The sequence below is a fragment of the Bacillus sp. 16GRE42 genome (assembly GCF_019837435.1).
Classification (GTDB): Bacteria; Bacillota; Bacilli; order Bacillales; family Bacillaceae_G; genus Bacillus_A; species Bacillus_A wiedmannii.
The window spans coordinates 245929-271532 of the sequence record NZ_JADAXF010000002.1 but is presented as its reverse complement, the minus strand read 5'-3'; the positions used below and the strand labels follow the sequence as shown (position 1 = coordinate 271532).

Annotated in this window: 30 protein-coding genes, 2 pseudogenes and 1 other annotated feature; of the genes and pseudogenes, 22 read left to right on the top strand and 10 right to left on the bottom strand. The window is 36.1% G+C overall.

Going from position 1 to position 25604, the window contains the following annotated elements; genetic code table 11:
- The first annotated feature begins 127 nt into the window (after positions 1 to 127).
- From ILS93_RS13680 to ILS93_RS13665, 4 genes are all read left to right on the top strand, one after another.
- Positions 128 to 304 carry a hypothetical protein gene (locus ILS93_RS13680; RefSeq protein WP_016088748.1) on the top strand — a complete coding sequence of 59 codons (177 nt, stop codon included), beginning with the start codon at positions 128 to 130 and terminating at the stop codon, positions 302 to 304.
- Complete coding sequence (locus ILS93_RS13675) at positions 297 to 743, top strand: flavodoxin (protein ID WP_000041146.1); 447 nt, start codon at positions 297 to 299, stop codon at positions 741 to 743. Before ILS93_RS13680 ends, ILS93_RS13675 begins: the two co-directional genes overlap by 8 nt.
- A 24-nt stretch (positions 744 to 767) precedes the next feature.
- Entirely contained in the window at positions 768 to 1541 is a 774-nt protein-coding gene (locus ILS93_RS13670; protein ID WP_088048377.1) for a hypothetical protein, read from the top strand.
- 98 nt (positions 1542 to 1639) lie between these two features.
- The gene (locus ILS93_RS13665) at positions 1640 to 1801 is read left to right on the top strand and encodes a hypothetical protein (protein ID WP_016088745.1); all 162 of its coding nucleotides are present in this window, start codon (positions 1640 to 1642) and stop codon (positions 1799 to 1801) included.
- A gap of 2 nt (positions 1802 to 1803) precedes the next feature.
- Here the strand turns inward: ILS93_RS13665 and ILS93_RS13660 are convergent.
- A pseudogene (locus tag ILS93_RS13660) lies at positions 1804 to 2705 on the bottom strand (aminoglycoside phosphotransferase family protein).
- Between the two features lie 83 nt (positions 2706 to 2788).
- Between ILS93_RS13660 and ILS93_RS13655 the strand changes: the two are divergent.
- Positions 2789 to 3307 carry a hypothetical protein gene (locus ILS93_RS13655; RefSeq protein WP_064476700.1) on the top strand — a complete coding sequence of 173 codons (519 nt, stop codon included), beginning with the start codon at positions 2789 to 2791 and terminating at the stop codon, positions 3305 to 3307.
- Between the two features lie 63 nt (positions 3308 to 3370).
- On the opposite strand, the gene ILS93_RS13650 is transcribed toward ILS93_RS13655, so the two are convergent.
- From ILS93_RS13650 to ILS93_RS13640, 3 genes are all read right to left on the bottom strand, one after another.
- Positions 3371 to 3520 carry a hypothetical protein gene (locus tag ILS93_RS13650; protein ID WP_064476699.1) on the bottom strand — a complete coding sequence of 50 codons (150 nt, stop codon included), beginning with the start codon at positions 3518 to 3520 and terminating at the stop codon, positions 3371 to 3373.
- 18 nt (positions 3521 to 3538) lie between these two features.
- Positions 3539 to 3712, bottom strand: a complete 174-nt coding sequence (locus ILS93_RS13645) for a hypothetical protein (RefSeq protein WP_000343561.1) — start codon at positions 3710 to 3712, stop codon at positions 3539 to 3541.
- A gap of 70 nt (positions 3713 to 3782) precedes the next feature.
- On the bottom strand, positions 3783 to 5147 hold the full coding sequence (locus tag ILS93_RS13640) for an MATE family efflux transporter (RefSeq protein WP_222660682.1): 1365 nt from the start codon (positions 5145 to 5147) through the stop codon (positions 3783 to 3785).
- A gap of 181 nt (positions 5148 to 5328) precedes the next feature.
- Here ILS93_RS13640 and uppP point away from each other — a divergent pair, with 181 nt between their 5' ends.
- Positions 5329 to 6120, top strand: a complete 792-nt coding sequence (gene uppP / locus ILS93_RS13635) for a bacitracin resistance undecaprenyl-diphosphatase (RefSeq protein WP_000796250.1) — start codon at positions 5329 to 5331, stop codon at positions 6118 to 6120.
- A gap of 29 nt (positions 6121 to 6149) precedes the next feature.
- On the opposite strand, the gene ILS93_RS13630 is transcribed toward uppP, so the two are convergent.
- Together ILS93_RS13630 and ILS93_RS13625 are read right to left on the bottom strand one after the other, a co-directional pair.
- Complete coding sequence (locus tag ILS93_RS13630) at positions 6150 to 6737, bottom strand: thioredoxin family protein (protein ID WP_002070995.1); 588 nt, start codon at positions 6735 to 6737, stop codon at positions 6150 to 6152.
- 33 nt (positions 6738 to 6770) lie between these two features.
- Positions 6771 to 7201, bottom strand: a pseudogene (locus ILS93_RS13625) (regulatory YrvL family protein).
- Positions 7202 to 7363: 162 nt separating this feature from the next.
- On the opposite strand from ILS93_RS13625, the gene ILS93_RS13620 reads away from it, so the two are divergent.
- Both ILS93_RS13620 and ILS93_RS13615 read left to right on the top strand, forming a co-directional pair.
- Complete coding sequence (locus tag ILS93_RS13620; protein ID WP_000081442.1) at positions 7364 to 7783, top strand: MarR family winged helix-turn-helix transcriptional regulator; 420 nt, start codon at positions 7364 to 7366, stop codon at positions 7781 to 7783.
- A gap of 136 nt (positions 7784 to 7919) precedes the next feature.
- Positions 7920 to 8075, top strand: coding sequence for a hypothetical protein (locus tag ILS93_RS13615; RefSeq protein ID WP_000184929.1), 156 nt, complete (start codon positions 7920 to 7922; stop codon positions 8073 to 8075).
- Between the two features lie 22 nt (positions 8076 to 8097).
- Here the strand turns inward: ILS93_RS13615 and ILS93_RS13610 are convergent, their stop codons facing one another.
- A complete protein-coding gene (locus ILS93_RS13610; protein WP_064476695.1) occupies positions 8098 to 9333 on the bottom strand; it encodes a dicarboxylate/amino acid:cation symporter in 1236 nt (411 codons plus the stop codon).
- Between the two features lie 993 nt (positions 9334 to 10326).
- Here ILS93_RS13610 and ILS93_RS13605 point away from each other — a divergent pair.
- The gene (locus ILS93_RS13605; protein ID WP_000454120.1) at positions 10327 to 11670 is read left to right on the top strand and encodes a TrkH family potassium uptake protein; all 1344 of its coding nucleotides are present in this window, start codon (positions 10327 to 10329) and stop codon (positions 11668 to 11670) included.
- 33 nt (positions 11671 to 11703) lie between these two features.
- Here the strand turns inward: ILS93_RS13605 and ILS93_RS13600 are convergent, their stop codons facing one another.
- On the bottom strand, positions 11704 to 12096 hold the full coding sequence (locus ILS93_RS13600) for a hypothetical protein (protein WP_002007169.1): 393 nt from the start codon (positions 12094 to 12096) through the stop codon (positions 11704 to 11706).
- A 203-nt stretch (positions 12097 to 12299) separates the two neighbouring features.
- Between ILS93_RS13600 and ytfJ the strand changes: the two genes are divergently transcribed.
- Both ytfJ and ILS93_RS13590 read left to right on the top strand, forming a co-directional pair.
- Entirely contained in the window at positions 12300 to 12767 is a 468-nt protein-coding gene (ytfJ, locus tag ILS93_RS13595) for a GerW family sporulation protein (RefSeq protein WP_222660680.1), read from the top strand.
- A gap of 108 nt (positions 12768 to 12875) precedes the next feature.
- On the top strand, positions 12876 to 12965 hold the full coding sequence (locus tag ILS93_RS13590; protein WP_000608225.1) for a hypothetical protein: 90 nt from the start codon (positions 12876 to 12878) through the stop codon (positions 12963 to 12965).
- 351 nt (positions 12966 to 13316) lie between these two features.
- Here ILS93_RS13590 and ILS93_RS13585 read toward each other — a convergent pair whose 3' ends face one another.
- Together ILS93_RS13585 and ILS93_RS13580 are read right to left on the bottom strand one after the other, a co-directional pair.
- The gene (locus ILS93_RS13585; RefSeq protein ID WP_000101010.1) at positions 13317 to 13556 is read right to left on the bottom strand and encodes a YkuS family protein; all 240 of its coding nucleotides are present in this window, start codon (positions 13554 to 13556) and stop codon (positions 13317 to 13319) included.
- A 126-nt stretch (positions 13557 to 13682) separates the two neighbouring features.
- Positions 13683 to 13922, bottom strand: coding sequence for a DUF3911 family protein (locus tag ILS93_RS13580; RefSeq protein ID WP_000752504.1), 240 nt, complete (start codon positions 13920 to 13922; stop codon positions 13683 to 13685).
- Positions 13923 to 13990: 68 nt separating this feature from the next.
- On the opposite strand from ILS93_RS13580, the gene ILS93_RS28955 reads away from it, so the two are divergent.
- The 11 genes from ILS93_RS28955 to hisG all read left to right on the top strand — a co-directional run bounded on the left by ILS93_RS28955 (position 13991) and on the right by hisG (position 25596).
- Positions 13991 to 14197: a hypothetical protein gene (locus tag ILS93_RS28955; protein ID WP_048561401.1), complete on the top strand. Its 207-nt coding sequence runs from the start codon at positions 13991 to 13993 to the stop codon at positions 14195 to 14197.
- 141 nt (positions 14198 to 14338) lie between these two features.
- On the top strand, positions 14339 to 15235 hold the full coding sequence (ilvE, locus tag ILS93_RS13575) for a branched-chain-amino-acid transaminase (protein WP_064476677.1): 897 nt from the start codon (positions 14339 to 14341) through the stop codon (positions 15233 to 15235).
- A gap of 17 nt (positions 15236 to 15252) precedes the next feature.
- Positions 15253 to 15480, top strand: a binding site (T-box leader).
- 73 nt (positions 15481 to 15553) lie between these two features.
- Positions 15554 to 17254: an acetolactate synthase large subunit gene (gene ilvB / locus ILS93_RS13570; RefSeq protein ID WP_064476676.1), complete on the top strand. Its 1701-nt coding sequence runs from the start codon at positions 15554 to 15556 to the stop codon at positions 17252 to 17254.
- A complete protein-coding gene (gene ilvN, locus ILS93_RS13565) occupies positions 17251 to 17760 on the top strand; it encodes an acetolactate synthase small subunit (RefSeq protein WP_000822948.1) in 510 nt (169 codons plus the stop codon). The genes ilvB and ilvN overlap by 4 nt, the downstream gene beginning before the upstream one ends.
- 20 nt (positions 17761 to 17780) lie before the next feature.
- Positions 17781 to 18797, top strand: a complete 1017-nt coding sequence (ilvC, locus tag ILS93_RS13560; protein WP_141669146.1) for a ketol-acid reductoisomerase — start codon at positions 17781 to 17783, stop codon at positions 18795 to 18797.
- 1 nt (position 18798) lies between these two features.
- Positions 18799 to 20319, top strand: a complete 1521-nt coding sequence (gene leuA / locus ILS93_RS13555; protein WP_064476674.1) for a 2-isopropylmalate synthase — start codon at positions 18799 to 18801, stop codon at positions 20317 to 20319.
- A gap of 77 nt (positions 20320 to 20396) precedes the next feature.
- Positions 20397 to 21461 (top strand): 3-isopropylmalate dehydrogenase, encoded by a 1065-nt coding sequence (leuB, locus tag ILS93_RS13550; RefSeq protein WP_064476673.1) that lies wholly within the window; start codon positions 20397 to 20399, stop codon positions 21459 to 21461.
- On the top strand, positions 21461 to 22855 hold the full coding sequence (gene leuC, locus ILS93_RS13545) for a 3-isopropylmalate dehydratase large subunit (RefSeq protein WP_064476672.1): 1395 nt from the start codon (positions 21461 to 21463) through the stop codon (positions 22853 to 22855). Before leuB ends, leuC begins: the two co-directional genes overlap by 1 nt.
- Positions 22833 to 23414, top strand: a complete 582-nt coding sequence (gene leuD / locus ILS93_RS13540; RefSeq protein WP_222660678.1) for a 3-isopropylmalate dehydratase small subunit — start codon at positions 22833 to 22835, stop codon at positions 23412 to 23414. The genes leuC and leuD overlap by 23 nt, the downstream gene beginning before the upstream one ends.
- A 308-nt stretch (positions 23415 to 23722) precedes the next feature.
- Complete coding sequence (hisZ, locus tag ILS93_RS13535) at positions 23723 to 24985, top strand: ATP phosphoribosyltransferase regulatory subunit (RefSeq protein WP_064476670.1); 1263 nt, start codon at positions 23723 to 23725, stop codon at positions 24983 to 24985.
- The gene (hisG, locus tag ILS93_RS13530; protein WP_001244476.1) at positions 24961 to 25596 is read left to right on the top strand and encodes an ATP phosphoribosyltransferase; all 636 of its coding nucleotides are present in this window, start codon (positions 24961 to 24963) and stop codon (positions 25594 to 25596) included. The genes hisZ and hisG overlap by 25 nt, the downstream gene beginning before the upstream one ends.
- The last annotated feature ends 8 nt before the right edge of the window (positions 25597 to 25604 follow it).

The following is a 25604-nucleotide window of genomic DNA, read 5'->3' as shown; positions in this document are numbered from 1 at the left end:
ATAGCTAACGGACAAGCTTGTACATTTTAATCATTTTTTAAAAAATAGTTATTGACATTGATAATCACTGTCAATTAATCTAAGGGTAGTTGAAATTGATAATTATTATCAATAGGATGGATGAGACATGTTAATGAGAAAAAAATTTCACCTTCTGCGGAGGGGATTAAAAGATAAAAATAAAGATGTTGATCAGCATATGGAATGGCAACGAAATGTAATTCGTTCTGAATATGTAGATGAGAAGAGTACGCTTCCAACAGAAAAAGAGATACAAGGTAAAAGGAGAGATTCAGTTGAGTAAGTTAGTAATGATTTTTGCAAGTATGAGTGGAAATACAGAGGAAATGGCTGATCATATTGCGGGTGCAATTCGTGAAACAGAAAATGAAATTGAAGTTATCGATATTATGGATTCACCAGAAGCTTCTATACTAGAACAGTATGATGGAATTATTTTAGGTGCTTACACTTGGGGAGATGGTGACCTTCCTGATGATTTCTTAGATTTTTATGATGCAATGGATTCTATTGATTTAACCGGGAAAAAAGCGGCAGTATTCGGATCATGTGATTCGGCTTATCCGAAATACGGCGTGGCGGTTGACATTTTAATAGAAAAGCTACAAGAGCGCGGAGCTGCAGTTGTGTTAGAAGGACTAAAAGTAGAATTAACGCCAGAAGATGAAGATGTAGAAAAATGTTTACAGTTTGGAGCTGAATTTGTAAAACACCTTTCTTAATGGCAGAAGGGAGATGAAGAGCAAGTGCATGAGAAAATCGCAATCAAAACGATGACAGATTATCATTTGTATGATTTTATGCGTTGTCCGCATAAATTTTATTTCCGTCATATAAAAAGAAGAGAACCTTCTTCATTTGAATGGCAACAAATCGCACAAATGATTGTGAATCGAATTATTAATGAATATTACACACTACCTGCGGGCCAACAAACGAAAATCGTACTTTTAATATTAATAGAAAAGTATTGGAAAAAGGTAAGGATTAATATGTTTGCTTCAAAGACGGAGTATTATATTGTGTTAGCGAAGCTAACGGATCACTTATTACAGTTTGTTGAAAGAGATGATAGTCAGATACCGCCGTTATTTTTATATGAAAAATTTCAAACATATATGGAAGAGTTAGGTGTCCACATGTCATTGACAGTAGAAGTTGGTGAGTGGAGTACTGAGTCGTTTGTAATTAAAAAGTATGTTGTCGATGCGGATGAGGAAATGCTTGCTCTTTGTCAAAAGTTAATGACAGTATTCAGTTATAAAGCTTTTGGCATTCTTCCCGGAAAAATTGAAGTTATTAATTTAATAGAAGGAACTAAGTATGAGTACATTCCGAAACAGGAAGATATTATAACTGGAATGGCTGATTTATCTAGAATGAAAGAAATGTTGCAACAACCTGAGCATTATACAGAGCGTCATTTTCGTTCTGAGTGTATAAGTTGTGCGTTTCGTAGTGAATGCCAAAGGGAAGAAGCAAAGAAAGAAGCGAAACAGAAGAAAAATATCGTACATTAAAGGATACAAGTTTGTATCCTTTTTTGTTATTGACATGAAAAGCTTTTCATCATATACCGTATATTTGTAGCAGATTTTAATAAAGGGAGGAATAATCAATGAAAGATGAAACGAAAGTATTTCAATGGTTAAAAGAACAGAATGCTCCTTTTGGAATTCAACTGCAAATTTTACAAGCATTTCAACTGTATCAAGTTATTGTTGAAATGGATAAAAAGTTAATGATGTATGAGGAGAGAGAGTATAGGGAGAGAATGTAATCTCATCCCTGTAGTATTACTTTCAGTTGTTCTGTACCCGCTAGGAATTCAAGTTCATTCTTTGTTTCAAAGCTATAAACAATATTATGTAGTAAAGGGCTGTATTGATAAAAACTCGTGATGCGGTGAATGAGTAATGGGTCATCGTGTGAAGTAAGCGTACTGTATTGTTTATATACAGCTGTAGTAAATTCATGTCCGAAATTATAGTATAGTCCAGCAAAGTCAAAAGCAGGATCGCCAATTTGAGCATCACCAAAATCGATAATCCCTGAAATATTTTTGTTCTGCTTATTAAATAAAATGTGATGATGTGTAAAATCAGCGTGAATAATTGTATTTTGAAAAGTGGTTGTATCGATAAAAGTAAAGAAATTTTCGAATAACCGATTTAAAGATGATTTCTGTAACGAAGTAAGACTGTTAGTAACATACTGATTTAATTTAGTTTGTAGCTCTTTCCAGTAGGTCAGTTTTTTTCTATAGGGAATTCTAACGCTTCCACACGTTTTAAAGGAATACTATGTAGAGTCGCAAGGAAGGTGGCTAATTGTGTAATAAGTGCTTCCCGCTCTTGTTTTTCTAGTGTAGTAACTATTTCTGGTTTTAACGGCTCACCATGAATGAGTGTATAGTAACTACAAAGTGGAACCGCATCAGCATTATTGCTATATAATAGGTGATACTGTGGGACCTCAATTTCATGTAGTGAACAAGAGAGAAGTGTGCACAGTTCTTTTTCTAACGGAATTCGCATTGCATATTCCTGTTTTCGCGGGAAACGAAACAGTAGTTCATCATTGATAATAACCGCTACATTATCCCATCCTTCTTCATTTTGTTTATATGAATGTATAGAAAGATTAGGCAAAGCTTCTTTTATATATTGTTTGTAAGAGTCCATAATTGTTCCTCATTTCTATGTTAACTTATTCCACTTTATGATATCAGAATTTTCTTTCTATATGTTAAAATATACCTATCATTATGAAGAGGGGCGGGAGTATTATGAAGAAAAGACTATTCATCACTTCTTTATGTATCGCTTTTGGATTGTTTTGGTCATATAAAGAAGAGGTTTTTGCTAGCTTTAAACTGATTGATCAGTACGGATTAAATAATGAATTAAAGAACAAAAGTATAGAAACTTTAACTCATAATGAAATGAAAAAGGTAGGAGAACATTTTGTGACAGAGCAATTATCAGTGTTTGGGCTTAATAATAAAGAAGATGTGAAACGAAAAGGTGAAGAACTATTTGTAAATAGAGGATATGAACAATTAATAGGAAATTATTATCCAAATCGGTTTCGGGATTTAGAGTATAAATTTATAAACGAGGACATACGTGAAGTGACGGATGAAAGTTTTCGTTATCAAACTGCAGCGTACGTTGCGGGTACTGAAAATGGTAAGAGAAGCGAAATGAAATTGAATTATGAAATGAAAATTGTAAAGGTTAATAATATATTTAAGGTGTTAGAACAAAAACAGTATGTACAATAAAGTGAAACATGAATCAGTGCTACAAATAGCGGATAAAAAAATCCCCCAGTTCTTTGAGGGATTCTAAAGGTTTTCATTTTGTTGACCAAGTTCTTTTTGAGCAATATATAAATTTCCTTGCTCGACTTGTTTTTGAGTAAGAACAGAATCACCTGCATACCCTTTTTCTATTTTCACAGTTTTTTTTGAACGATTGGAATTTTGTTTCTTCATATAATAGACCACCTTCCATCAAAAATAAACGAAAATGATGAGTACGAGTAACACAGCGGCAAAAATGGTAATGCCCATTAAAAAAGAAGTGTTTTTATATTTAGGTGTCTTATGTACATCTTGCCGATATCCAGGTGAAATTTCAGGGGCGAATTCTTCATCGAATGATTGCTTTTTTTCTTTTTCGTCCATATGTATCCACCTTTCTTTTTCATTATGTTATACGTTCAAAGAAAAAATATGCATAAAGAAACCCACCCCTCTATCGTGAGCGGTGGTTTTCTGTTGTATATTTTCTTTGAACTTGAAAGAGACGGACAAGAAGGAAGGTGGCGCCAAATGCTAGACCGATAATAAGACCGATCCAATATCCTTTTGCTGCCCAGTCAGTGTAAGTTGCTAATATGTAACCGAGAGGGAGACCTATTACCCAATAAGCGATTAATGTCATAATTAAGGAAACATTTACGTCTTTATAACCACGTAGTGCCCCTTGTACAGGAGTTGCAATTGCATCTGAAATTTGAAATAAAATCGCAAATATAAGAAATTCTTTTGCTAAATGATGAACTTGTATATCTGTCGTATAAATAGAAGCAATTGCATCATCAAAGAAATAGAGAAGAATTGAATATAATAGGGCGAATGCAAGTGCTAAGCCAATCCCGATAAATCCATATTGTTTTGCGTTATTGAATCGCTTTGCTCCAACTTCGAATCCAACAGCGATGGTCATTGCCATTGCTAAACTTAAAGGAGTCATATATAACAAGGAAGCGAAGTTCATAGCTGCTTGATGAGCTGCGATTGTTGTCGTACTAAAATTACTCATCATAAGTGTCACCGCAGCGAAAATACTTGTTTCAAAAAAGATAGCAAATCCAATAGGGACGCCAAGTTTTAAGAATTCAGTCCAACTTGAAAGAGAAGGACGATATAATTGTTTAAAGATATTGAAAGATGCGAAAGGTTCTTTCGTACGAATAATAATAACGGTAATAATTAAAATGCACCAATAGGTTGCTGCAGAAGCAATTGCCGCTCCAACACCACCGAGTTTTGGAAAACCGAAATGACCAAAAATTAATACATAATTTAATACTACGTTAATTGGTAATGATAGTAATGTAATGATCATCGTTGTGCGAGTTTTTCCTAATGCATCAATAAACCCGCGTAAAACAGTGTAAGTAAATAAAGGGATAATTCCAATTGCAATAATACTTAAAAATTGTGCCGCAATACGTTCCACAGGTTCTTCCAGGCGCATGCCGTTTAAAATAGGTGAAACAGCGAAGAAACCGATAAGGATGACCACGAAACTAGCACAAATTGCTAAATATACTGCTTGTATGACAACTTGGGGAACATCCTCTTTTTTCTTGGATCCAATGAGCTGTGCAACAATTGGAGTGGTAGCCATTAAAATTCCTGTTAATCCGGTACTAACGGGAAGCCATATACTTGTTCCGATAGCAACACCCGCTAAATCAATAGGACTTGCGTGCCCTGACATTGTCGTATCGAAAAAACTCATTGCAAATAATGACATTTGCGTTACGAAAATCGGGAAAAATAGTAATACAAATTGCTTTAATTTTTGTGAGAATGAATTAGTTTCTTTCATAAAATCCCCTTTCCGCTAAAAAAACAAACTCTTACTATCATACAATTTAATCAAAAAATAGAAAAGAAATATGCGCATACAACATGTACAATCAATAAAAAAAGGATGCACTTTAAAAGGGGATAAGGTATTATGATAAGGTGTGAAAAATTACATATTCGTTATTAAGGAGGCACTACTCGTGGCTGATTGGTTAATTGGAATAATCATGGGGGCTGTTGAAGGTTTAACAGAGTTTTTACCAGTTTCATCAACAGGACATATGATTTTAACAGGTCATTTACTTGGATTTGACGACGAGAGAGCGAAAGTTTTCGAAGTTGTTATTCAATTGGGATCGATTTTAGCAGTTGTTGTTATATTTTGGAAGCGTCTATGGTCTTTAGTAGGTATAGGGAAAGTAACCGAGGGACCATCGTTAAATTTATTACATATTATTATCGGGATGATTCCTGCCGGCGTACTTGGCGTATTGTTCCATAGTGCGATTAAAGAAGTTTTATTTGGGCCAGGCCCAGTTGTCATCAGTTTAGTGGCTGGTGGTATTTTAATGATTGTTGCTGAGAAGTTTTCGAAACCAAGTACAGCAAGAACATTAGATGAAATCACATATAAGCAAGCTTTTACAATTGGAATGTTCCAATGTTTAGCGCTTTGGCCAGGATTTTCTCGTTCTGGTTCTACAATAAGTGGTGGTTTATTAGCTCGCGTGTCACATACAGCGGCGGCTGAATATACATTTATTTTAGCAGTACCAATGATGGTAGCTGCAAGTGGTTTAGATTTAATTAAAAGCTGGGATATATTAAGTGCGGCTGATATCCCGTTATTTGCAACAGGATTTATTACAGCATTCGTTGTTGCGATGCTTGCAATTGTTTCATTCTTAAAATTATTAGGTCGTGTAAAACTAACACCGTTCGCTTACTACCGTTTCATTTTAGCTGCGGTATTCTATTTCTTCATTATGTAATAAAAAAACTGCCGAGTTCGGCAGTTTTTTTATTTTACTACTTTTTCCATCATGCTTTCCATTACATGTTCCCAAAGAGAAGTATCATCAGCTAATGTGGCACGGAAATTAGCGTACATTTCTTTTTGTTTCTCTTCGAATGTTGGATCTTCTTTTTCAGGCAATGTAGCGCGCATTGAAGTTACTAACTCTTGTACTTTTGGAGCGCGTGGTCCCCAAACGGCTTGTTCATTTCCATCTTTATCAATGAAAATAAAGATTGGAATGGCACGTGCTGTTCCATTTGTTAAATATTGATCCATTAATTCTAAGTTTTCATCGCGAATTAATAATCTCATATCAATATTTGCAACTTCAGAAATTCGTTTCATAACAGGTACGCATAAAAGAGCGTCACCACACCAATCAGCTGTTAATACGATAACACGCCAGCCATCATTTTGGCGTTCTTCTAATACAGGAAGTAATTCATTTGGAATTAAAAAGTTATTGTAAATGTGCAGTAGCTCGTATTGATTTACTTTCATTTCATTCACATATGTATCAAAGGACATACCTTTATCAGCCCATTGTTGTAAGTTCATAAGTAACACCTCTTTAGTATGATTTGTTTTCATTGTACCAATTTTTATATAGAAAAGCTTGTATTCTTACTCTTTCTTATCACTAAATAATTTATTGAGTGTGTAAAGGAATAGTGCGACACATAGTTCAGCTATGTTGGACATTTGTACACTCTCTATCCAGTCGTCGGCGGTATGTATGACAAACCAATCTAACGTAATTTCAATTATGGAGAGCAGAGCGATTGAGAGCCAATTGGGCATATTTATCATCATTGGATGAAAGAGCACTTTAAAGAAAATAAATATAAAATATGTAATACCATCTAATAAAAGAATAAGTAAAAAAAGAGTAGTAGAGCTGTTCTTGATGAATATTCTATACCTGTAATATGAAAGATTCCTACATATAAAAAGAATATAAATGCAAAAATTATAATGAGAAACAGAATAACAAAACCAATAATCAAAGTCTTATCTTTTAGATTGAGATTAGAAAATTTGTCTTCTTCATTCATTATTCCATCCCCTTTTTCTGGAAAATCAACTTTATTGTATCATGAAATGTCTATTAAAAAACTACGAATTATGGGAAAATAAGGTGACAAAAAGTAAGATTTCATGTAAAATTATTAATAAGGTTTTTATTTAACTAAATGAAATAAAAGGGGCTGTCAAAGTTGTCTCAAAATCGAGAGCAATTAATGGAAGAACTATCGACAAATGTTTTTGCTATGTTCCGCACGTTGCGTAATGATATTGGAAAGATATTTGGTGGTTACATACCGTGGAATGAGTTCATCGTCCTTAGAATATTGAATCGTACGAATAAAGAAATGGTATCACGTGTAGCCAATGAGTTAAATGTGTCGAATAGTCATATTACAGCTGTTACAGAAAAATTAATTAATAAAGGCTTTGTAACCCGTTCACGTTCTACATCAGATCGCAGAGTTGTATATTTAGAGATTACAGAGCAAGGAAAAGATTTAGTTGCAAAAATGGAAGGGGAGAAAAAGAAATATTTACAAGAAAGATTCTCCGCGCTTTCAGAAGAAGAAATGAATATAATGATATCTATTTCTAAAAAACTTATTTAAGTCATTACAAGTAAGAAAACGCTTACGTATTGAAGAAGAAGGCTTTCCTTATATGAGGAAGGTCTTCTTTCGTATGTAAAAGATTATAAAAAAGAAAATATGTAACATACTACTAGTAAAGGAAGGGGGCAAAAATATGACAAATCGAAATGGTAGTAAAGGGAGCGGAAATCAAGGCTCACCAAAATCAGGACAATTTCAGCAAGAGTTTAGTGCGGAATTTGATACTGGTAATGATAACAAAGGAAAAGAATATCGTTCGAAAAAAGGAAGTAAATCAAAAAAGGAGTGAATCATTTCACTCCTTTTTTGATTTAAGATGCTGCAGATTGATCTGTATTATATTTTTCTTCTGATTTTGCGACGATCATTGCACAAATTGCATCACCAGAAATATTTACAGCTGTTCTTGACATATCTAGAATGCGGTCAATACCGATAATTAAGGCAATACCTTCTACTGGTAGATTTACTTGATTTAAAACCATCGTAAGCATTACAAGTCCAACACCTGGTACACCGGCAGTACCGATACTAGCTAGTACAGCAGTTAATACGACGACAGCTAATTGGGACATAGTAAGATCAACTCCGTATACTTGAGCGATAAACACAGTTGCTACACCTTGCATAATGGCAGTACCATCCATATTAATCGTTGCACCTAGTGGTTGTACAAAAGAACTTATCGCTTTTGGAACGCCAAGTTTTTCTTGTGCTGTTTTCATCGCAAACGGAAGAGATGCATTAGAGCTAGATGTACTAAATCCAATTGCCATTACCGGTCCGAAATGTTTAAAGAAACGGACAATACTTTCTTTTGCTAATACCTTTAATAATCCGCCATAGACGAAGACGCCGTGAATAATAAGTACTAGCATAACGACAATCATATACTTGAACATCGCAGCGACGCCTGCAAGACCCATTTTACCAACGGATGAAGCGAGCAATCCAAATGTTCCGATTGGCGCTAATTTCATAACGAGATTAACAAGATACATCATTAATTCGTTGCCCTGTTCAAGTAATGAATGGATACCTTGAACCCGTTTTCCTAAAATAGCTATACCGAGTCCGATTAATACGGCAAAGGCAATAATTTGTAACATGTTTCCATCAGCCATCGCTTTTGCTGGGTTATCTGGTACGATATTTAGCAATGTATCCACGAAAGATGTTTCGGTTTTTGCCCCTTCATATTTAAGCCCTTCTGTTTTAAAGTTACCGCCAGATCCTGGTTGAATAATCAGTGCAAATGTAACTGCAATAGAGATAGCACCGGCTGTAGTTACAAGAAAGAATGAAATTGATTTTAAGCCGATTCTTCCAAGTTGTTTCGGGTCTCCAAGCCCAGCAGCTCCGAGCACGATAGAAATGAATACAACAGGAACAACTAGCATTTTAATGAGGCGAATAAACAATTGACCAAGTGGATTGAACACATATTGGTTTAATGGTTCAAAAATGGATGGTGCAGCTAAATTTAAAGTGAGTCCAACAACTAAACCGAGAAATAATGCAATTAAGATTGCTTTTGTTTGTTTCAATAAAACCCCCCTTATTTTTGTGAAATTGCTTTCTACATTAATTGTACCGAAAAACTACTTGTTTTGACATTATTTTCTGAATATTTTGTATAAAAATTTGTGTTTAAATATAGATTGCTTTTGCTAAAGTAAGCAAAAAAGTTGGGGAATCTAGTTAGAAAACAAAGTAGACCATCACATAAGATGGTCTAGGGAAGGGGACAATTTATGTCAATTTAATTAGGGATGGAAGTTGTTCAAGACACTGGGGAATGTCTTATAAATTAGGGAGGAACAACTTCGATACATATACTATAAAAGATAGAAGTGACCTTGGTGTGAACATAGAGTGAAAGGGAGAGGGAGTTTTAGATAAGAGATAGAGTAAACAAAAAATAAGACCATCACATAAGAGATGGTCAAGGAAGGGGACAATTTATGTCAATTTAATTAGGGATGGAAGTTGTTCAAGACACTGGGGAATGTCTTATAAATTAGGGAGGAACAACTTCGATATATATACTATAAAAGATAGATGTGACCTTGGTGTGAACATAGAGTGAAAGAGAGAGGGAGTTTTAGATAAGAGGTAGAGTAAATAAAAAATAAGACCATCACATAAGAGATGGTCAAGGAAGGGGACAATTTATGTCAATTTAATTAGGGATGGAAGTTGTTCAAGACACTGGGGAATGTCTTATAAATTAGGGAGGAACAACTTCGATATATATACTATAAAAGATAGAAGTGACCTTGGTGTGAACATAGAGTGAAAGGTATGAGAATTTGAGAAATGATACATATAAAATGATTGTTGCGAGAGTTGTAGAGTACGAATAAATATAATAGAAAGTTTCTTGTCATAAAATGAAGTGGAGTTCGAGTATAAATAAAAGTTGAAATCTTTAAAAAAAAGGATTATGCTCAACTATATTATAAGAATATAAGGTTTATCCCGCTATGTAAGGTTTCTTATAAGCCTTTAGTTATGAGGGGAAAAGGGAGTTAGTGAATATGGAAGTAACAAAAAGACAAGGGCTGTATAATCGTTTTATACGATTAAATCCACCACAAATATTAGCATTAGGTTTTTTCTGCTTAATTGTGGTTGGCGGTTTGTTATTAAAGTTACCATTCGCAACGAAAGTACATATTAGTTGGGTAGATGCTTTCTTTACGGCAACGTCAGCAGCAACTGTAACGGGATTAGGGGTAGTAGATACTGCAAGTACGTTTACGATGTTTGGCGAGATTGTTATTATGTTTTTAATTCAAACAGGTGGTTTAGGTCTTATGACAATTGCCATTTTAATTGTTTGGGTATTAGGTAAAAAAATCGGGTTACGCCATCGATTATTAATCGGAGAGGCATTTAATCAGACAAATATAGGTGGTCTTGTAAAATTAGTAAAGCGTGTCTTTATATTTTCAATTTGTATTGAGCTTATTGGAGTCATCTTTTTATCGTTTCGCTTTATTCCAGAGTTTGGCTTTGGAAAAGGTGTATACTATAGTATTTTTCACGTTATTGCATCTTATAATAATGCTGGATTTGCTCTATGGCCGGATAATTTAACAAGGTATGTAGGAGATCCTATTATTAATATTGGGATTTGCTCTTTAATCGTAATAGGTGGTCTCGGTTTTACCGTATTAATTGATATATGGTATAGTCGTAGCTTTCGAAAATTATCACTTCATTCTAAAATCATGATTGTTGGAACAGTAGCGTTAAATGTTATAGCAATGATTGTGATTTTTGTATTGGAATATAATAATGTGAAGACGTTAGGGAATTTACCTTTAAATGAAAAGTTATGGGCTTCTTTCTTCCAAGGTATTACTCCTCGTACTGCTGGATTTAATACAGTTGACTACGGGGGAATGGAAGAATCATCTATATTATTTACGATGGTTTTAATGTTTATTGGTGCAGGAAGTGTATCAACAGGTGGAGGGATTAAATTAACAACTTTTGTTATTTTAGTTACATCCGTTCTTTCTTTCTTTAGAAAAAAAGAGGAAATCGTTTTATTTCAGCGCACTATAAAAATGTCAACAGTAACGAGAGCGTTAGCCATTGCTGTTGCCAGTCAAATACTCATTTTTGCAGCAGTATTTGTATTAATGCTTACAGAAAACTTTAGTTTTATTCAGTTACTATTTGAAACAATTTCAGCGTTTGGAACAGTAGGGTTAACGATGGGGATTACTGCAAAGTTATCAGCGTTTGGAAAATGTATTATTATGTTTGTTATGTTTTGTGGATTAATTGGACCGTTAACACTTGTTTTTTCTTTAGCGCGACCAGCAAAACAAAAAATCAAATATCCATCGGAAGATGTATTTACAGGATAAGGTATCCCGCATAAGCGAGATACCTTTTTCTTTTTAAAAAAGGGAGAACAATAATCCGACAAGTGCTACTCGGAATAAAATTGCAATGAGTGCTGCAATTCCGCCGACAATCGCAGCGATACCACCAGTTACAGTAGCTCCGCGATTATAAGCGTAAATTCCTAGTAATACAGAAACAAGACCAAATAATGTTGGGAAGGTAAAGAGTGATAAGATAGATAAGGCAAGAGCGATAAAGCCAGCAGTTGATCCAGCGGCGGACGATCTTACATCATCTTTATTATCTTTCTCATCGTAATCATAATCAATGCGCTGTGGTGCAACCTCAGCTGCATATTCTTCTTTATAGTCACTATAATCACTATCTATTCTATCTCTTTTTTTATACTCATCAAATTTCTCAGTCAAAGTCATGACTCCTTTCATAACAAGGTTCAATAGTAGTATGCATCTCTTTTTCTTTTTTATCCCGCTATTTGTGGCCCGCAAACGCCCGATTGGTAAGGGTTAATACTTAGTGGGTGATGAACAAAACCTCATTGATTAAAATTTTACTTTATCCGAGCTTGTACAAGGCGTAATTCCACTTAGAAGAGTGGAATTATTTTTTTGAAATAGGAAAAGTTAGTATGACTTCCTCTATTTTGGAAAGTATAAAAAAGAATAATGAGGAAAGGGTGCAATACATAATGGAACATCCAATTGAAAATTTAATGAAAACAACAATGACAAATTTAAAAGAAATGGTAGATGTAAATACGATTGTTGGAAGTCCAGTTTCAACAGCTGATGGAAATGTAGTATTAACAGTATCTCAAGTGGCTTTTGGTTTTGGTGCCGGTGGAAGTGACTTTAAAGGTGATTTTATTTCCGAAAAACATAATAACGGACAAGGGCAGCATAAAGAGCACAAGCAAAGTCATCCATTTGGAGGCGGAAGCGGGGCTGGGGTTTCTATTAGCCCAGTTGCTTTTTTAGTAGTCGGTTCTAACGGTGTGCAAGTATTACACCTCAATAGTAGTACACATTTAATTGAAAAGGCTTTAAATACGGTACCAAGCACTGTAGATAAATTTGTAAATGGTCGCCAAAAGTGAACTTGCATTTTTTAGGAATTATGATATATTAGAAAAAGTGCGCTTTAAGATGATCGGAATAATTGAACTGTAAATATATATGATGTGTGGAATAAGGGAGAGGAATTTATGATTAATATCAAAAACTTAGTAGTTGGCTTATGTATGTTAGTAAGCGGTTTTGTTGTATATGTAATAAAAGAAAAAGCTCCATTCTAAAACAGACAAACCGTTACTGTCTGTTTTTAATTTGTAAAAAATGTTGACAAGTTATTGTATTGGTGTTAAAATTTTAATTCGTGTCTCGGTTACAGCTAGTATAAAGTAAATAAATCTTATAAATGTAATACGAAAAGTTTGCGAAAGATCGGGTAGTCTTACCAACAACTTTTGTGAACAAACCCTATAAATTATTATTGTAGGCTTTATATGTATACTAGTGAATCAAGGAGCGGTCAGTGGAACCGTAATGATGAGAGAGAGGTAGGGCTTTCATCCAGTATATGTTACTTTCCCGTTAGGTGAATATAAAAAAGAGGACTCCTTTTCAAAAGGAGTCCTCTTTCTTTTTTAAGTGCGGCTCTCAACTTGCTGACAAATTTCATCTGTTGTTAAACCATGAGCTGCAATTACCGATCCCTTAATTGATGCATCTGCAATACCCATCATATTAGAATCTTGCCCAGTTACAACACAACAATCGCACCCTTGTGCATCATGTTCTGAGCCCAGGGTAACAACTTCATGTCCCTGTTGCTGAAGAGCTTGTTGAACATCTGTTAATGAGTTTTCAACGCCAATTCTAGCCATAATTCTCACCTCCTACCATCTAGTTGCTAGTATGCTCTAGTACATCGTATATATTTATGCAAAGACGGTAGGAAGCATATATTTATCCTGCTATTTACGGATAGCTTGATTAAAGTATCACTTTATTTAGTCGTTATATACACCAGTAAGCATTTGACTTACGAATTGATCGTTTAAAGTATCTTGGGCAGAAGAAGTATTTGAATGAATGTCAATTGAAGCAATAAAATTATTATGTTCTTTATTATTTGGTTCTACCTCTACATAATTATCGAATTTACAAAAACCTTTCGTATCCATTAGATCAAATAGTTGAAGCATTTCTACTACCTCTTGTCTCGTTCCTTTAATTTGTACACACGCCATATTGATTTCCTCCTTCATTTTGACAAATTGTTTTTTAAAAATAGGATTATGATTACGAAACGAAAAATATGAATGTTATTTTTAGACAGCGTTATTTTTATTATTTTCCCCCTTTTTCAGCAAAAGTCGTTATATATTCCCGAATTTATAAAAACGGACGTCCGTTTATTGAATACAATAGATTCGTATCAATTGATGAAAATCCTTCTTTTAAACAAATATTTTTTTTAGGGGAAATTGACGAAAAAAATTTTTTGACTTTTTGTAAACGTTAACAATGCTGTTAAATCAATATAATCAAAGATGTATGTACGATTAAAAATTAAAAATTTTCTAAAAATTTACTTGATTTATTTAGAAAGGAGAGTAAACTAGGAAACAATAAAAAATTCATAGAACATAGGAGGCGCTTTCCAGTGAACGAGCAATGGATTTTCTTAAATGGAGAATTTGTTCCAAAAGACGAGGCAAAAGTTTCAGTATATGATCATGGTTATTTATATGGCGATGGAGTATTTGAAGGAATTAGAGTATATAGCGGTAATGTTTTCCGTTTGAGAGAGCATCTTGTCCGGTTATATGAATCAGCAAAATCCATCATGTTAGAAATTCCATATTCTTTAGATGAAGTAACGCATATTGTTGTTGAGACGATTCGACAAAATAAATTATCTAATGGATACATTCGCCTTGTTGTATCGAGAGGAGCAGGAAATCTTGGATTAGATCCTGATTCTTGTAAGAAACCGAATGTAGTAGTAATTGCAGAACAACTATCTTTATTCCCGCAAGAATATTATGAAAAGGGGATTCCGGTTGTAACAGTTGCAACGCGCCGAAACCGTCCAGATGTTTTGTCGCCTCAAGTAAAATCTTTAAATTACTTAAACAATATTTTAGTTCGTATTGAAGCGAAATTAGCTGGAGTACAAGAAGCACTTATGTTAAATGATCAAGGATACGTAGCTGAAGGATCGGGAGATAACGTGTTTATTGTAAAAGGAAATAAATTAATTACACCACCAAGTTCTGCTGGAGCGTTAGAAGGCATTACACGAAACGCTATATTAGAAATCGGTGAAAAACTTGGATATGACGTTAGAGAAGAGTTATTTACAAGACATGATGTATATGTAGCTGATGAAGTATTTTTAACAGGAACGGCTGCTGAAGTAATTGCTGTTACGACAGTAGATGGTAGAACGATTGGTTTAGGGCAAACAGGTCTACATACGAATCGTTTATTAGAAGAATTCCGAAAGTTAGTTGTAGAAGATGGAGAGAAGATTTACGAAGAAAATAAAGTTGGATAGCAACTCTTTATAACAATAAGAAAGCGTTGAGAGGGAGGAGTAGTTGATTGTGAAGCCTCACAGAGAGTCGGTGGTTGCTGAAAACCGATGGTTCACGTCGACGAACATCGCCCTTGAGTGCTAAGCTGAAGCATTTGTCTAGGCTTAGACGGTAGCTCCGTTATTAGCTAGACTCATTTATGGGTCACTGAGGCAAGAGTATTCTTGCGAAGAAGGGTGGTACCGCGAAATCTTTCGTCCCTTCAGCACATAGCTGGAGTGTGGACGTAGGATTTTTTTTATTGATAAAAGTTTTCAAAAAGGGGGCTTATAAGAACAATGTCTTCAAAAACGGAAGAGAAACTGGCAACTGGTGCACAGCTATTGTTAGAAGCGTTAGAAAAGGAAGGAGTAGAAGTAATTTTCGGTTATCCTGGTGGTGCTGTTTTACCTCTTTATGATGCACTCTATGACTGTGAAATTCCGCATATTTTAACAAGGCATGAGCAAGGAGCTATTCACGCCGCGGAAGGGTATGCCAGAATTACTGGCAATCCAGGGGTTGTCATTGCAACGAGTGGGCCAGGTGCTACAAATGTTATTACGGGCCTAGCAGATGCGATGATTGATTCATTACCACTTGTTGTATTTACAGGGCAAGTAGCAACGACATTAATTGGAAGTGATGCTTTCCAAGAAGCGGATATTATGGGGCTTACGATGCCAGTGACAAAACATAACTATCAAGTGCGAAAGGCTTCAGATTTACCTCGAATTATTAAAGAAGCATTTCATATTGCTAGAACAGGAAGACCAGGCCCAGTCGTTATTGACCTTCCGAAAGATATGGTAGTAGAGCAAGGAGAACGATGTAATGACGTACAAATGGATTTACCAGGATACAATCCTAATTATGAACCGAATTTACTCCAAATAAACAAATTATTACAAGCAATTAGGGCTGCAAACAAGCCGTTAATTTTAGCTGGAGCAGGTGTATTGCATGCGAAGGCTTCGAAAGAGTTAACAAGTTTTGCTCGTAAATATGAAATTCCTGTTGTGCATACATTACTTGGTCTTGGTGGGTTTCCGCCAGATGATGAACTTTTTCTAGGAATGGGAGGAATGCACGGTTCTTACACAGCCAATATGGCGTTATATGAATGCGACTTACTTATTAATATAGGTGCAAGATTTGATGATCGTCTTACTGGGAATTTAGCTTATTTTGCTAAAAAGGCGACTGTTGCGCATATCGATATTGATCCAGCCGAAATCGGAAAAAATGTGCCGACTGAGATTCCAATTGTTGCAAGTGCTAAGCGAGCGCTGGAAGTATTACTTCAACCAGAAGGAAGGAAAGAAAATCATCATAAGTGGCTCTCTTTATTAAAGAGTAGAAAAGAAAAGTATCCACTATCTTATAAAAGGAATTCGGAAAGTATTAAGCCTCAATACGCAATTGATATGTTATATGAAATTACGAAAGGAGAAGCGATTGTAACAACAGATGTTGGGCAACATCAAATGTGGGCAGCCCAATATTATCCGCTCAAAACTCCTGATAAATGGGTAACTTCAGGAGGATTAGGAACGATGGGCTTCGGATTTCCAGCAGCAATTGGTGCGCAAATTGCAAAGCGTGAGGAATTAGTTATTGCAATTGTAGGTGACGCTGGATTTCAAATGACCTTGCAAGAATTAAGTGTGTTAAAAGAACACTCATTGCCTGTTAAAGTATTTATCTTAAATAATGAAGCTTTAGGAATGGTAAGACAATGGCAAGATGAATTTTATAATCAAAGATACTCGCACTCTTTACTGTCGTGTCAACCAGATTTCGTCGCTCTTGCGAATGCGTATGGCATAAAAGGAGTTCGTATAGATGATCCACTTCTTGCAAAGAAGCAAATACAGCAGGCGATTGAATTACAAGAACCAGTCGTAATTGATTGCCGTGTACTTCAATCAGAAAAGGTAATGCCGATGGTTGCGCCAGGGAAAGGTGTTCACCAAATGGAGGGAGTGGAAAAAAGGTGAAGAGAATTGTTACAGCGACAGTTCGAAATCAAAGTGGTGTGTTAAACCGAATTACGGGTGTTATGACACGAAGACATTTTAATATTGAAAGTATTTCAGTAGGTCATACGGAATCATCGGACATATCGCGGATGACGATTGTTGTACACGTTGAAAATGAACAGCAAGTGGAACAGTTAATTAAACAACTTCATAAGCAAATTGATGTTCTGAAAGTATCAGATATTACAGAAGAAGCGATGATCGCAAGAGAACTTGCACTTATTAAAGTAGCAACATCAGTAGCAAGAGCAGAATTATATAGTTTAATTGAACCGTTTCGAGCCGCTGTAATAGATGTTGGGAAGGATTCCATAGTTGTGCAAGTAACTGGTACGCAGGAGAAAGTAGAAGCATTAATTGAATTACTTCGTCCGTATGGTTTGAAAGAAATTGCTAGAACAGGTGTAACAGCGTTTACGCGTAGTATGAAAAAACAAGATAAGCAAGTTATGTTAATTCAATAACCATTTAAATATAGGGGGAAATGAAAATGACAAAAGTTTATTATGAGAAAGATGTAACGGTAAATGTATTAAAAGAAAAGAGAGTAGCAATCATTGGATATGGCTCGCAAGGTCATGCACATGCACAAAACTTACGTGATAACGGATTTGATGTAGTAGTAGGTTTAAGAAAAGGGAACTCTTGGGATAAAGCGAAAGAAGATGGATTTTCTGTATATACAGTAGCAGAAGCAGCGGAAAAAGCTGATGTAGTAATGATTCTACTACCGGATGAACTGCAGCCAGAAGTATATGAAGCGGAAATTGCGCCAAATTTAAAGGCAGGAAATTCTCTCGTTTTTGCTCACGGATTTAATGTGCACTTTGATCAAGTGAAACCACCAACTAATGTAGATGTATTTCTAGTAGCACCAAAAGGTCCAGGGCATCTTGTGCGCCGTACATTTGCTGAAGGCGGAGCTGTTCCTGCATTATTTGCAATATACCAAGATGCAACAGGAGTTGCGACTGAAAAGGCACTTTCTTATGCTGATGGAATTGGAGCGACGAGAGCCGGTGTATTAGAAACGACGTTTAAAGAAGAAACAGAAACAGATTTATTTGGAGAGCAAGCTGTGCTTTGCGGCGGAGTAACTGCACTAGTAAAAGCTGGATTTGAAACGTTAGTTGATGCCGGTTATCAACCGGAACTTGCATATTTTGAATGTTTACATGAACTAAAACTAATCGTTGACCTTATGTATGAAGGCGGACTTGAAAATATGAGATATTCAGTTTCAGATACAGCGCAGTGGGGCGACTTCGTATCAGGCCCACGCGTTGTTACGGAAGATACGAAGAAAGCGATGGGTGCAGTGCTAGCAGAAATTCAAGATGGTACATTTGCAAGAGGCTGGATTGCAGAGCATAAAGCAGGAAAACCAAATTTCCATGCGACAAATGAGAAAGAGAATGAACACGAAATCGAAGTAGTTGGACGTAAATTACGTGAAATGATGCCGTTTGTACAGCCGCGAGTAAAGGCAGGGGTTAAATAATATGAAGCAGATTTTGTTCATGGATACGACGCTACGTGATGGCGAACAATCACCAGGAGTGAATTTAAATGAACAAGAGAAATTGCAAATTGCAAGGCAATTAGAGAGACTAGGTATTAATGTCATGGAAGCTGGTTTTGCAGCAGCTTCCGAAGGGGATTTTCAATCGGTAAAACGCATCGCAAATACCATTCAAAATGCTACAGTTATGAGTTTAGCTAGAGCGAAAGAAAGTGATATTCGAAGAGCATATGAAGCCGTGAAAGGTGCTGTATCTCCTCGTCTACACGTATTTTTAGCTACAAGTGATATTCATATGAAATATAAACTTTGTATGTCAAAAGAAGATGTATTAGATAGTATTCACCGCTCGGTGACACTCGGGAAATCATTATTTCCGACAGTACAATTTTCAGCAGAAGATGCGACAAGAACAGCAAAAGCTTTTTTAGTTGAAGCAGTTGAAGTTGCAATTCGTGCAGGAGCGAATGTAATTAATATTCCAGATACAGTTGGATATACGAATCCAGAAGAATATTATTCTCTTTTTAAATACTTACAAGAATCCGTTCCTTCATATGAAAAAGCAATTTTCTCTTGTCATTGTCACGATGATCTTGGGATGGCAGTAGCGAATTCATTAGCTGCGGTTGAAGGCGGAGCGTTGCAAGTAGAAGGAACAATTAATGGAATTGGAGAAAGAGCAGGGAATGCGGCGTTAGAAGAAGTCGCAGTTGCTCTTCATATTAGAAAAGATCTCTATAAAGCGGAGTCTTCTATGACGCTAAAAGAGATTAAAGCGACGAGTACATTAGTAAGCAGATTAACCGGTATGGTTGTACCGAAAAATAAAGCGATTGTTGGAGCGAATGCATTTGCTCATGAATCAGGAATTCATCAAGATGGTGTATTAAAAGAAGTGACAACGTATGAGATTATTGAACCAGAGCTAGTAGGCGAATCTCAAAATCTATTCGTACTTGGAAAACATTCTGGACGTCACGCGTTTACAGAAAAAATGAAAGAGCTTGGTTATGAATTTACAAAGGAAGAACGAGATGCGGTGTTTGAAGCCTTTAAAAAATTAGCTGATCGTAAGAAGGAAATTACTGAGGAAGATTTACGTGCACTTATGCTTGGGGAATCAGCATTTGCGGCTCAGCAATATAACATTACGCAACTACAAGTACATTTTGTATCAAATAGTACACAATGCGCGACAGTTGTGCTAAAAGACGAAGAAGGAAATGTATACGAAGATGCAGCCACTGGTTCTGGTAGTATTGAGGCGATTTATAATGCAATCCAAAGAATTTTAGGATTAGAATGTGAATTGGCGGATTATCGCATACAATCTATTACACAAGGTCAAGATGCACTGGCTCATGTTCATGTTGAATTAAAAGAAGGAACGCATCAAGTATCAGGTTTTGGTGTTGCACAAGACGTATTGGAAGCTTCGGCGAGAGCATATGTCCATGCAGCAGGGAAATTGAAATCTTTTATCCAGCTTGTGAAATAAGTGTTTGATAGGTGAGAGAAGCCTTCCTCACCTATCAAATTAAAGTTATGAAAATTCAGTCAAAAGGAGTGTTGAAATTGGAAAAACGTATCGTTTGTTTAGCTGGTGATGGTGTTGGCCCAGAAGTTATGGAAAGTGCGAAGGAAGTATTGCATATGGTAGAGAGGTTATATGGGCATCATTTTCATTTGCAAGATGAGTATTTTGGCGGGAGTGCTATCGATGTAAATGGGCAACCATTACCGCAACGAACGCTTGCCGCTTGTTTAGCAAGTGATGCGGTTTTACTTGGAGCGGTTGGTGGACCAAGGTGGGATAGCGCGAAGGAAAGACCGGAGAAAGGATTATTAGCTCTAAGAAAAGGGCTTGGAGTATTTGCAAATGTTCGCCCTGTAACGGTAGAAAGCGCAACGGCACATTTATCGCCATTAAAAAACGCTGATGAAATTGATTTCGTTGTCGTTCGTGAATTAACAGGTGGAATTTATTTTTCTTATCCGAAAGAAAGAACGGACGAAGTAGCAACAGATACACTTACGTATCATCGACATGAAATTGAACGGATCGTTTCTTATGCCTTTCAATTAGCGAGTAAGCGGAAGAAAAAAGTAACATCTATTGATAAGGCGAATGTTTTAGAATCTAGTAAACTATGGAGAACTGTTACGGAAGAAGTAGCACTTCGTTATCCAGACGTTGAACTAGAACATATTTTAGTAGATGCAGCTGCGATGGAGTTAATTCGGAATCCAGGACGGTTTGATGTAATTGTAACGGAAAACTTATTTGGGGATATTTTGAGTGACGAAGCTTCAGTATTAGCGGGATCATTAGGAATGCTTCCATCAGCAAGTCATGCAGAAAAGGGACCTTCATTATACGAGCCTATTCACGGATCAGCGCCGGATATTGCCGGAAAAAATAAGGCGAATCCAATTGCAATGATGCGCTCTGTTGCAATGATGCTTGGGCAATCATTTGAATTAACGAGAGAAGGGAATGCAATTGAATCTGCGATATCTGCAGTTCTTAAATTAGGAAAATGTACAGTAGATATCGGAGGAGATGAGACGACAACTTCATTTACGAAGGCAGTTATACAAGAGATGGAAGAGCAAGCGTTAGTAGGGAGAGGGAGATAATGGGAAAAAGGCTGCTAGATAAACTTTGGGAAAGACACGTAGTTACGACAAACGAAAATGGATTAGATTTATTATATATCGATCTTCATCTTGTTCATGAAGTAACGTCACCGCAAGCCTTTGAAGGCTTGCGGCTTACAAATCGAACGGTTCGCAGATCTGATTTAACATTCGCAACGATGGATCATAATATTCCAACGAAAGATGTTTGGAATATTACCGATCGCATTGCGAAACAGCAACTAGATACACTCCGGGAAAATTGTAAACAATTTCAGGTGCCGTTAGCGGATATCGGGGATGAAGAGCAAGGGATTGTTCATGTTATCGGACCAGAACTTGGACTTACACAACCAGGAAAAACAATTGTTTGTGGTGATAGTCATACAGCAACGCATGGTGCGTTTGGCGCGCTAGCATTTGGCATTGGTACGAGTGAAGTGGAGCATGTATTGGCAACGCAAACGTTATGGCAACGAAAGCCGAAAGCGATGGGTATTGAGTTAAAAGGAAAATTACAGAAAGGTGTTTACGCAAAAGATATTATTTTGCATTTCCTTTCAAAGTACGGTGTAGCAGTTGGAACTGGATATGTAATGGAATTTTACGGAGAGACGATTGAGGCTATGGAGATGGAAGAGAGAATGACGCTTTGTAATATGGCAATTGAAGGAGGAGCAAAGGCTGGTATTATAGCACCAGATGAAAAAACATTTGCTTATGTAAAAGGACGTAAATATGCACCGAATGACTTTGAAACATTCGAGAAGAAATGGTCTGAACTTTATACAGATTCAGATGCAATTTATGATTTGCATATTACGATAGATGTGACGGATTTAGCACCGTACGTTACGTGGGGAACCAACCCGAGTATGGGTGTTCGTATTGATGAAAAATTGCCAGAAAAGCAGGATGCAAATGACGAAAGAGCATTTTCTTATATGGGATTAAGCCCTGGACAAAGCACGTATGACATTCCTGTTCAGCATGTTTTCATTGGATCTTGTACAAATTCCAGGCTTTCTGATTTAGAAATTGCTGCATCTGTTGTGAAAGGGAGAAAGGTAAAAGAAGGTGTGCGAGCGCTCGTTGTACCTGGATCGAAAAGAGTAAGGGAAGCTGCGATGCAAAAAGGGCTACATCACATATTTGAAGAAGCTGGATTTGAATGGAGAGAACCTGGATGCTCAATGTGTCTTGGAATGAATCCAGATCAAGTACCTGAAGGAGAACATTGTGCTTCGACTTCAAATCGTAATTTTGAAGGAAGACAAGGAAAAGGGGCACGAACACATTTAGTTAGCCCAGCAATGGCGGCAGCAGCTGCGTTATACGGTCATTTTGTTGATACTAGAAAGGAGAGTTATGATGGAGCCATTTCGTATTCATAAAGGTACTGCTGCAGTACTGATGAATGATAACATTGATACAGATCAAATTATTCCGAAGCAATACTTAAAGAGAATTGAAAGGACGGGATTTGGAAAATATTTATTCGATGAATGGCGTTATGATAATAACCGCCATGAAAACCCTAATTTTCCGCTTAATGCACAAAATAGAAAAGGAGCAAGTATATTAATTACAGGTGATAATTTTGGTTGCGGTTCTTCAAGAGAACATGCTCCGTGGGCGCTTGCTGATTATGGTTTTCGCGTTATTATCGCCGGCGGGTTTGCAGATATTTTTTATATGAATTGTATGAAAAATGGTATGTTACCAATTGTAATGGATAAAGAAATGCGAGAACAACTTGCCAAAACGGATGCGAGAGAACAAATAGAAGTAGATTTAGAGAATGAGGTAATTACAAAGAGTACGCACAGATTTCATTTTACGATCGAGAAAATGTGGAAAGAGAAATTATTAAATGGTCTAGACGAAATTAGTATTACGATGCAATATGAACAAGAAATTGTAGAGTATGAAAGGAAAGTAACTTTATATTAAGAAATAACGGAATGTTCAAAATGTATTTACATTCAGAATTAAGTATTATATACTATGTAAAAATCAGAGGAGAAAGGGAGTAAGTATTATGAATATCATGCAATCTATTAAAATGCTTACACAACTACATCATCATACATAAAGCCCTTGAACCTAGCGTGAAAACGTGTAGGCACAAGGGTTATTCCCGTTGTACCTACACTCTACTAAAGAGCCTTGTAGGTATTTTGTCTACAAGGCTCTTTTTATTTTCGGTTTAGGTGAATGAAATGGGCATACATTAGAAAGGGAAAGGTGTGAGAATTTAGATGACAAAATGGAAACGGGCAAACCCAAATGGAACGAGAGACTATTTATTCGAAGAATGTACGTTAATTGAAGAAGTGGAGCAAAAATTAAGACGTACTTTTTTAGGGCGAGGTTATGAGGAAATAAGGACACCTACAATTGAATTTTATGATGTTTTTGCTTTTCAAAATAGACCGATAGATGAAGAAAAGATGTATAAATTTTTTGATGAAAAAGGACGGATTATCGTGTTACGTCCAGATATGACAATTCCTTTAGCGAGAGTGATGGGAACGCAGAGGTGGGATACGCCGCTTAAACTGACGTATGGCGGGAATGTATTTCGGGCGAATGAGTCCCTTACTGGAAAATATAATGAAATTGTACAAAGTGGTATTGAAATTATAGGGATTGATAACGTAAGAGCTGAAATTGAATGCGTCATAAGCGTCATTCAATCACTTCAAAAGGTGAAGGTGCAATCTTTTACAATAGAGATTGGGCAAGTGCAGTTATATAAATGTATTGTAAAAAAACTCTCCATTCATGAGGAAGAAGAGAGAGTACTTAGGACATACATTGAAAGTAAAAATTATGCGGCTCTATCAAATTTTATTAGAGAAAAGAAATTAGATCAATGTGATGAAACAGTAAGATTACTTGAGAAATTACCAAGGCTATTTGGGAATTTAGAAGTGATTGAGGAAGCAGAAAAACTCGCCTCAAGTAATGAAATGAAAATGGCGATTGCAAGAGTGAAAGAAATATATGAAGCAATTGAAAAACTAGGCTATGGATCTTACATATCAATTGATTTAGGTATGATCCAACATTTAGATTACTATACGGGAGTTATTTTCAAAGGGTATATATATGAAATTGGAGAAGAAATTGTTAGTGGCGGAAGATATGATGAGTTAATTGGAAATTTTGGAGAGATGCTGCCGGCTGTTGGACTCGCGGTGCAAGTCAATCAAATTGTGAAGGCGCTGCAAGAGCAACAAGAACCATATGAACGAAAAGGAATAGATATTATTATTCATTATGAGTTAAATAGATTAGCAGAAGCGGAAAGATTACGAAATTTGCTTCAAAAGAACGGAAAAAAAGTAGAGCTATCCTTATTCTCTAATGTAAACGACACCTTTCAATTTGCAAGAAAAAATCAAATAGTAACGGTCGTTGAGGCAAAGAACGAATCATTAGTGGAATATGTATGGAAAGAGAAATGGGTAGTCCAGAAAGAAGGAGAAACTTCATGCGTAACATTCAAATTGCGTTAACGAAAGGAAGATTAGAAAAACATGTGATTCCGCTCTTTGAGCAGATTGGGATTGATTGTTCGGAGCTCAAAAATAAAGGACGAAAGCTTGTCTTTCAAAGTAAAAATACAGATATCTCATTTATTTTAGTGAAAGCAGTAGATGTTGCTACTTATGTAGAACATGGAGTAGCTGATATTGGGGTCGTTGGAAAAGATATTTTAATGGAAAATGAGAAAGATATTTACGAAATGTTGGATTTAGGAGTGGGCGTGTGTAAGTTTTGTGTTGCTTCTATTCCTACGTATAATCCGAAGAGCTACCGAAAGAAACGCATTGCGACGAAATATCCACATATTACTTCTAACTATTTTCATGATAAAGGGGAGGATGTAGAAATTATCAAAATAGAAGGTTCTGTAGAAATTGCTCCTATTCTTGGATTGGCAGATGCAATTGTTGATATTGTGGAAACAGGAAAAACATTACAAGAAAATGGGCTCATTGTATTTGAGGAAATGTGTTCTATATCTGCTCGAATGATTGTAAATAAGGCTGCATTAAAAACTAAAAAAGACGAAATATTCAGTATTGTAAATATGATGGAGCAAGAAATTTTGTCAGGAAAATAGGGGGACTT

Excerpts from the sequence above, each read along its gene's own strand:
- ILS93_RS13615 (WP_000184929.1), top strand. The coding sequence starts at position 7,920 with ATGACAAATCGAAATGGTAGTAAAGGGAGCGGAAATCAAGGCTCACCA.
- ILS93_RS13630 (WP_002070995.1), bottom strand. The coding sequence starts at position 6,737 with ATGAAAACAAATCATACTAAAGAGGTGTTACTTATGAACTTACAACAA.
- ILS93_RS13640 (WP_222660682.1), bottom strand. The coding sequence starts at position 5,147 with ATGAAAGAAACTAATTCATTCTCACAAAAATTAAAGCAATTTGTATTA.
- ILS93_RS13655 (WP_064476700.1), top strand. The coding sequence starts at position 2,789 with ATGAAGAGGGGCGGGAGTATTATGAAGAAAAGACTATTCATCACTTCT.
- leuA (WP_064476674.1), top strand. The coding sequence starts at position 18,799 with ATGAAGCAGATTTTGTTCATGGATACGACGCTACGTGATGGCGAACAA.
- ilvB (WP_064476676.1), top strand. The coding sequence starts at position 15,554 with ATGTCTTCAAAAACGGAAGAGAAACTGGCAACTGGTGCACAGCTATTG.
- ILS93_RS13580 (WP_000752504.1), bottom strand. The coding sequence starts at position 13,922 with ATGGCGTGTGTACAAATTAAAGGAACGAGACAAGAGGTAGTAGAAATG.
- hisG (WP_001244476.1), top strand. The coding sequence starts at position 24,961 with ATGCGTAACATTCAAATTGCGTTAACGAAAGGAAGATTAGAAAAACAT.
- hisZ (WP_064476670.1), top strand. The coding sequence starts at position 23,723 with ATGACAAAATGGAAACGGGCAAACCCAAATGGAACGAGAGACTATTTA.
- ILS93_RS13600 (WP_002007169.1), bottom strand. The coding sequence starts at position 12,096 with ATGAAAGGAGTCATGACTTTGACTGAGAAATTTGATGAGTATAAAAAA.
- ILS93_RS28955 (WP_048561401.1), top strand. The coding sequence starts at position 13,991 with ATGAATGTTATTTTTAGACAGCGTTATTTTTATTATTTTCCCCCTTTT.
- ytfJ (WP_222660680.1), top strand. The coding sequence starts at position 12,300 with ATGACTTCCTCTATTTTGGAAAGTATAAAAAAGAATAATGAGGAAAGG.
- leuD (WP_222660678.1), top strand. The coding sequence starts at position 22,833 with ATGGAGCCATTTCGTATTCATAAAGGTACTGCTGCAGTACTGATGAAT.
- ILS93_RS13590 (WP_000608225.1), top strand. The coding sequence starts at position 12,876 with ATGATTAATATCAAAAACTTAGTAGTTGGCTTATGTATGTTAGTAAGC.
- ilvC (WP_141669146.1), top strand. The coding sequence starts at position 17,781 with ATGAAAATGACAAAAGTTTATTATGAGAAAGATGTAACGGTAAATGTA.
- ILS93_RS13650 (WP_064476699.1), bottom strand. The coding sequence starts at position 3,520 with ATGAAGAAACAAAATTCCAATCGTTCAAAAAAAACTGTGAAAATAGAA.
- ILS93_RS13680 (WP_016088748.1), top strand. The coding sequence starts at position 128 with ATGTTAATGAGAAAAAAATTTCACCTTCTGCGGAGGGGATTAAAAGAT.
- leuC (WP_064476672.1), top strand. The coding sequence starts at position 21,461 with ATGGGAAAAAGGCTGCTAGATAAACTTTGGGAAAGACACGTAGTTACG.
- ILS93_RS13645 (WP_000343561.1), bottom strand. The coding sequence starts at position 3,712 with ATGGACGAAAAAGAAAAAAAGCAATCATTCGATGAAGAATTCGCCCCT.
- ILS93_RS13665 (WP_016088745.1), top strand. The coding sequence starts at position 1,640 with ATGAAAGATGAAACGAAAGTATTTCAATGGTTAAAAGAACAGAATGCT.
- ILS93_RS13585 (WP_000101010.1), bottom strand. The coding sequence starts at position 13,556 with ATGGCTAGAATTGGCGTTGAAAACTCATTAACAGATGTTCAACAAGCT.
- ILS93_RS13605 (WP_000454120.1), top strand. The coding sequence starts at position 10,327 with ATGGAAGTAACAAAAAGACAAGGGCTGTATAATCGTTTTATACGATTA.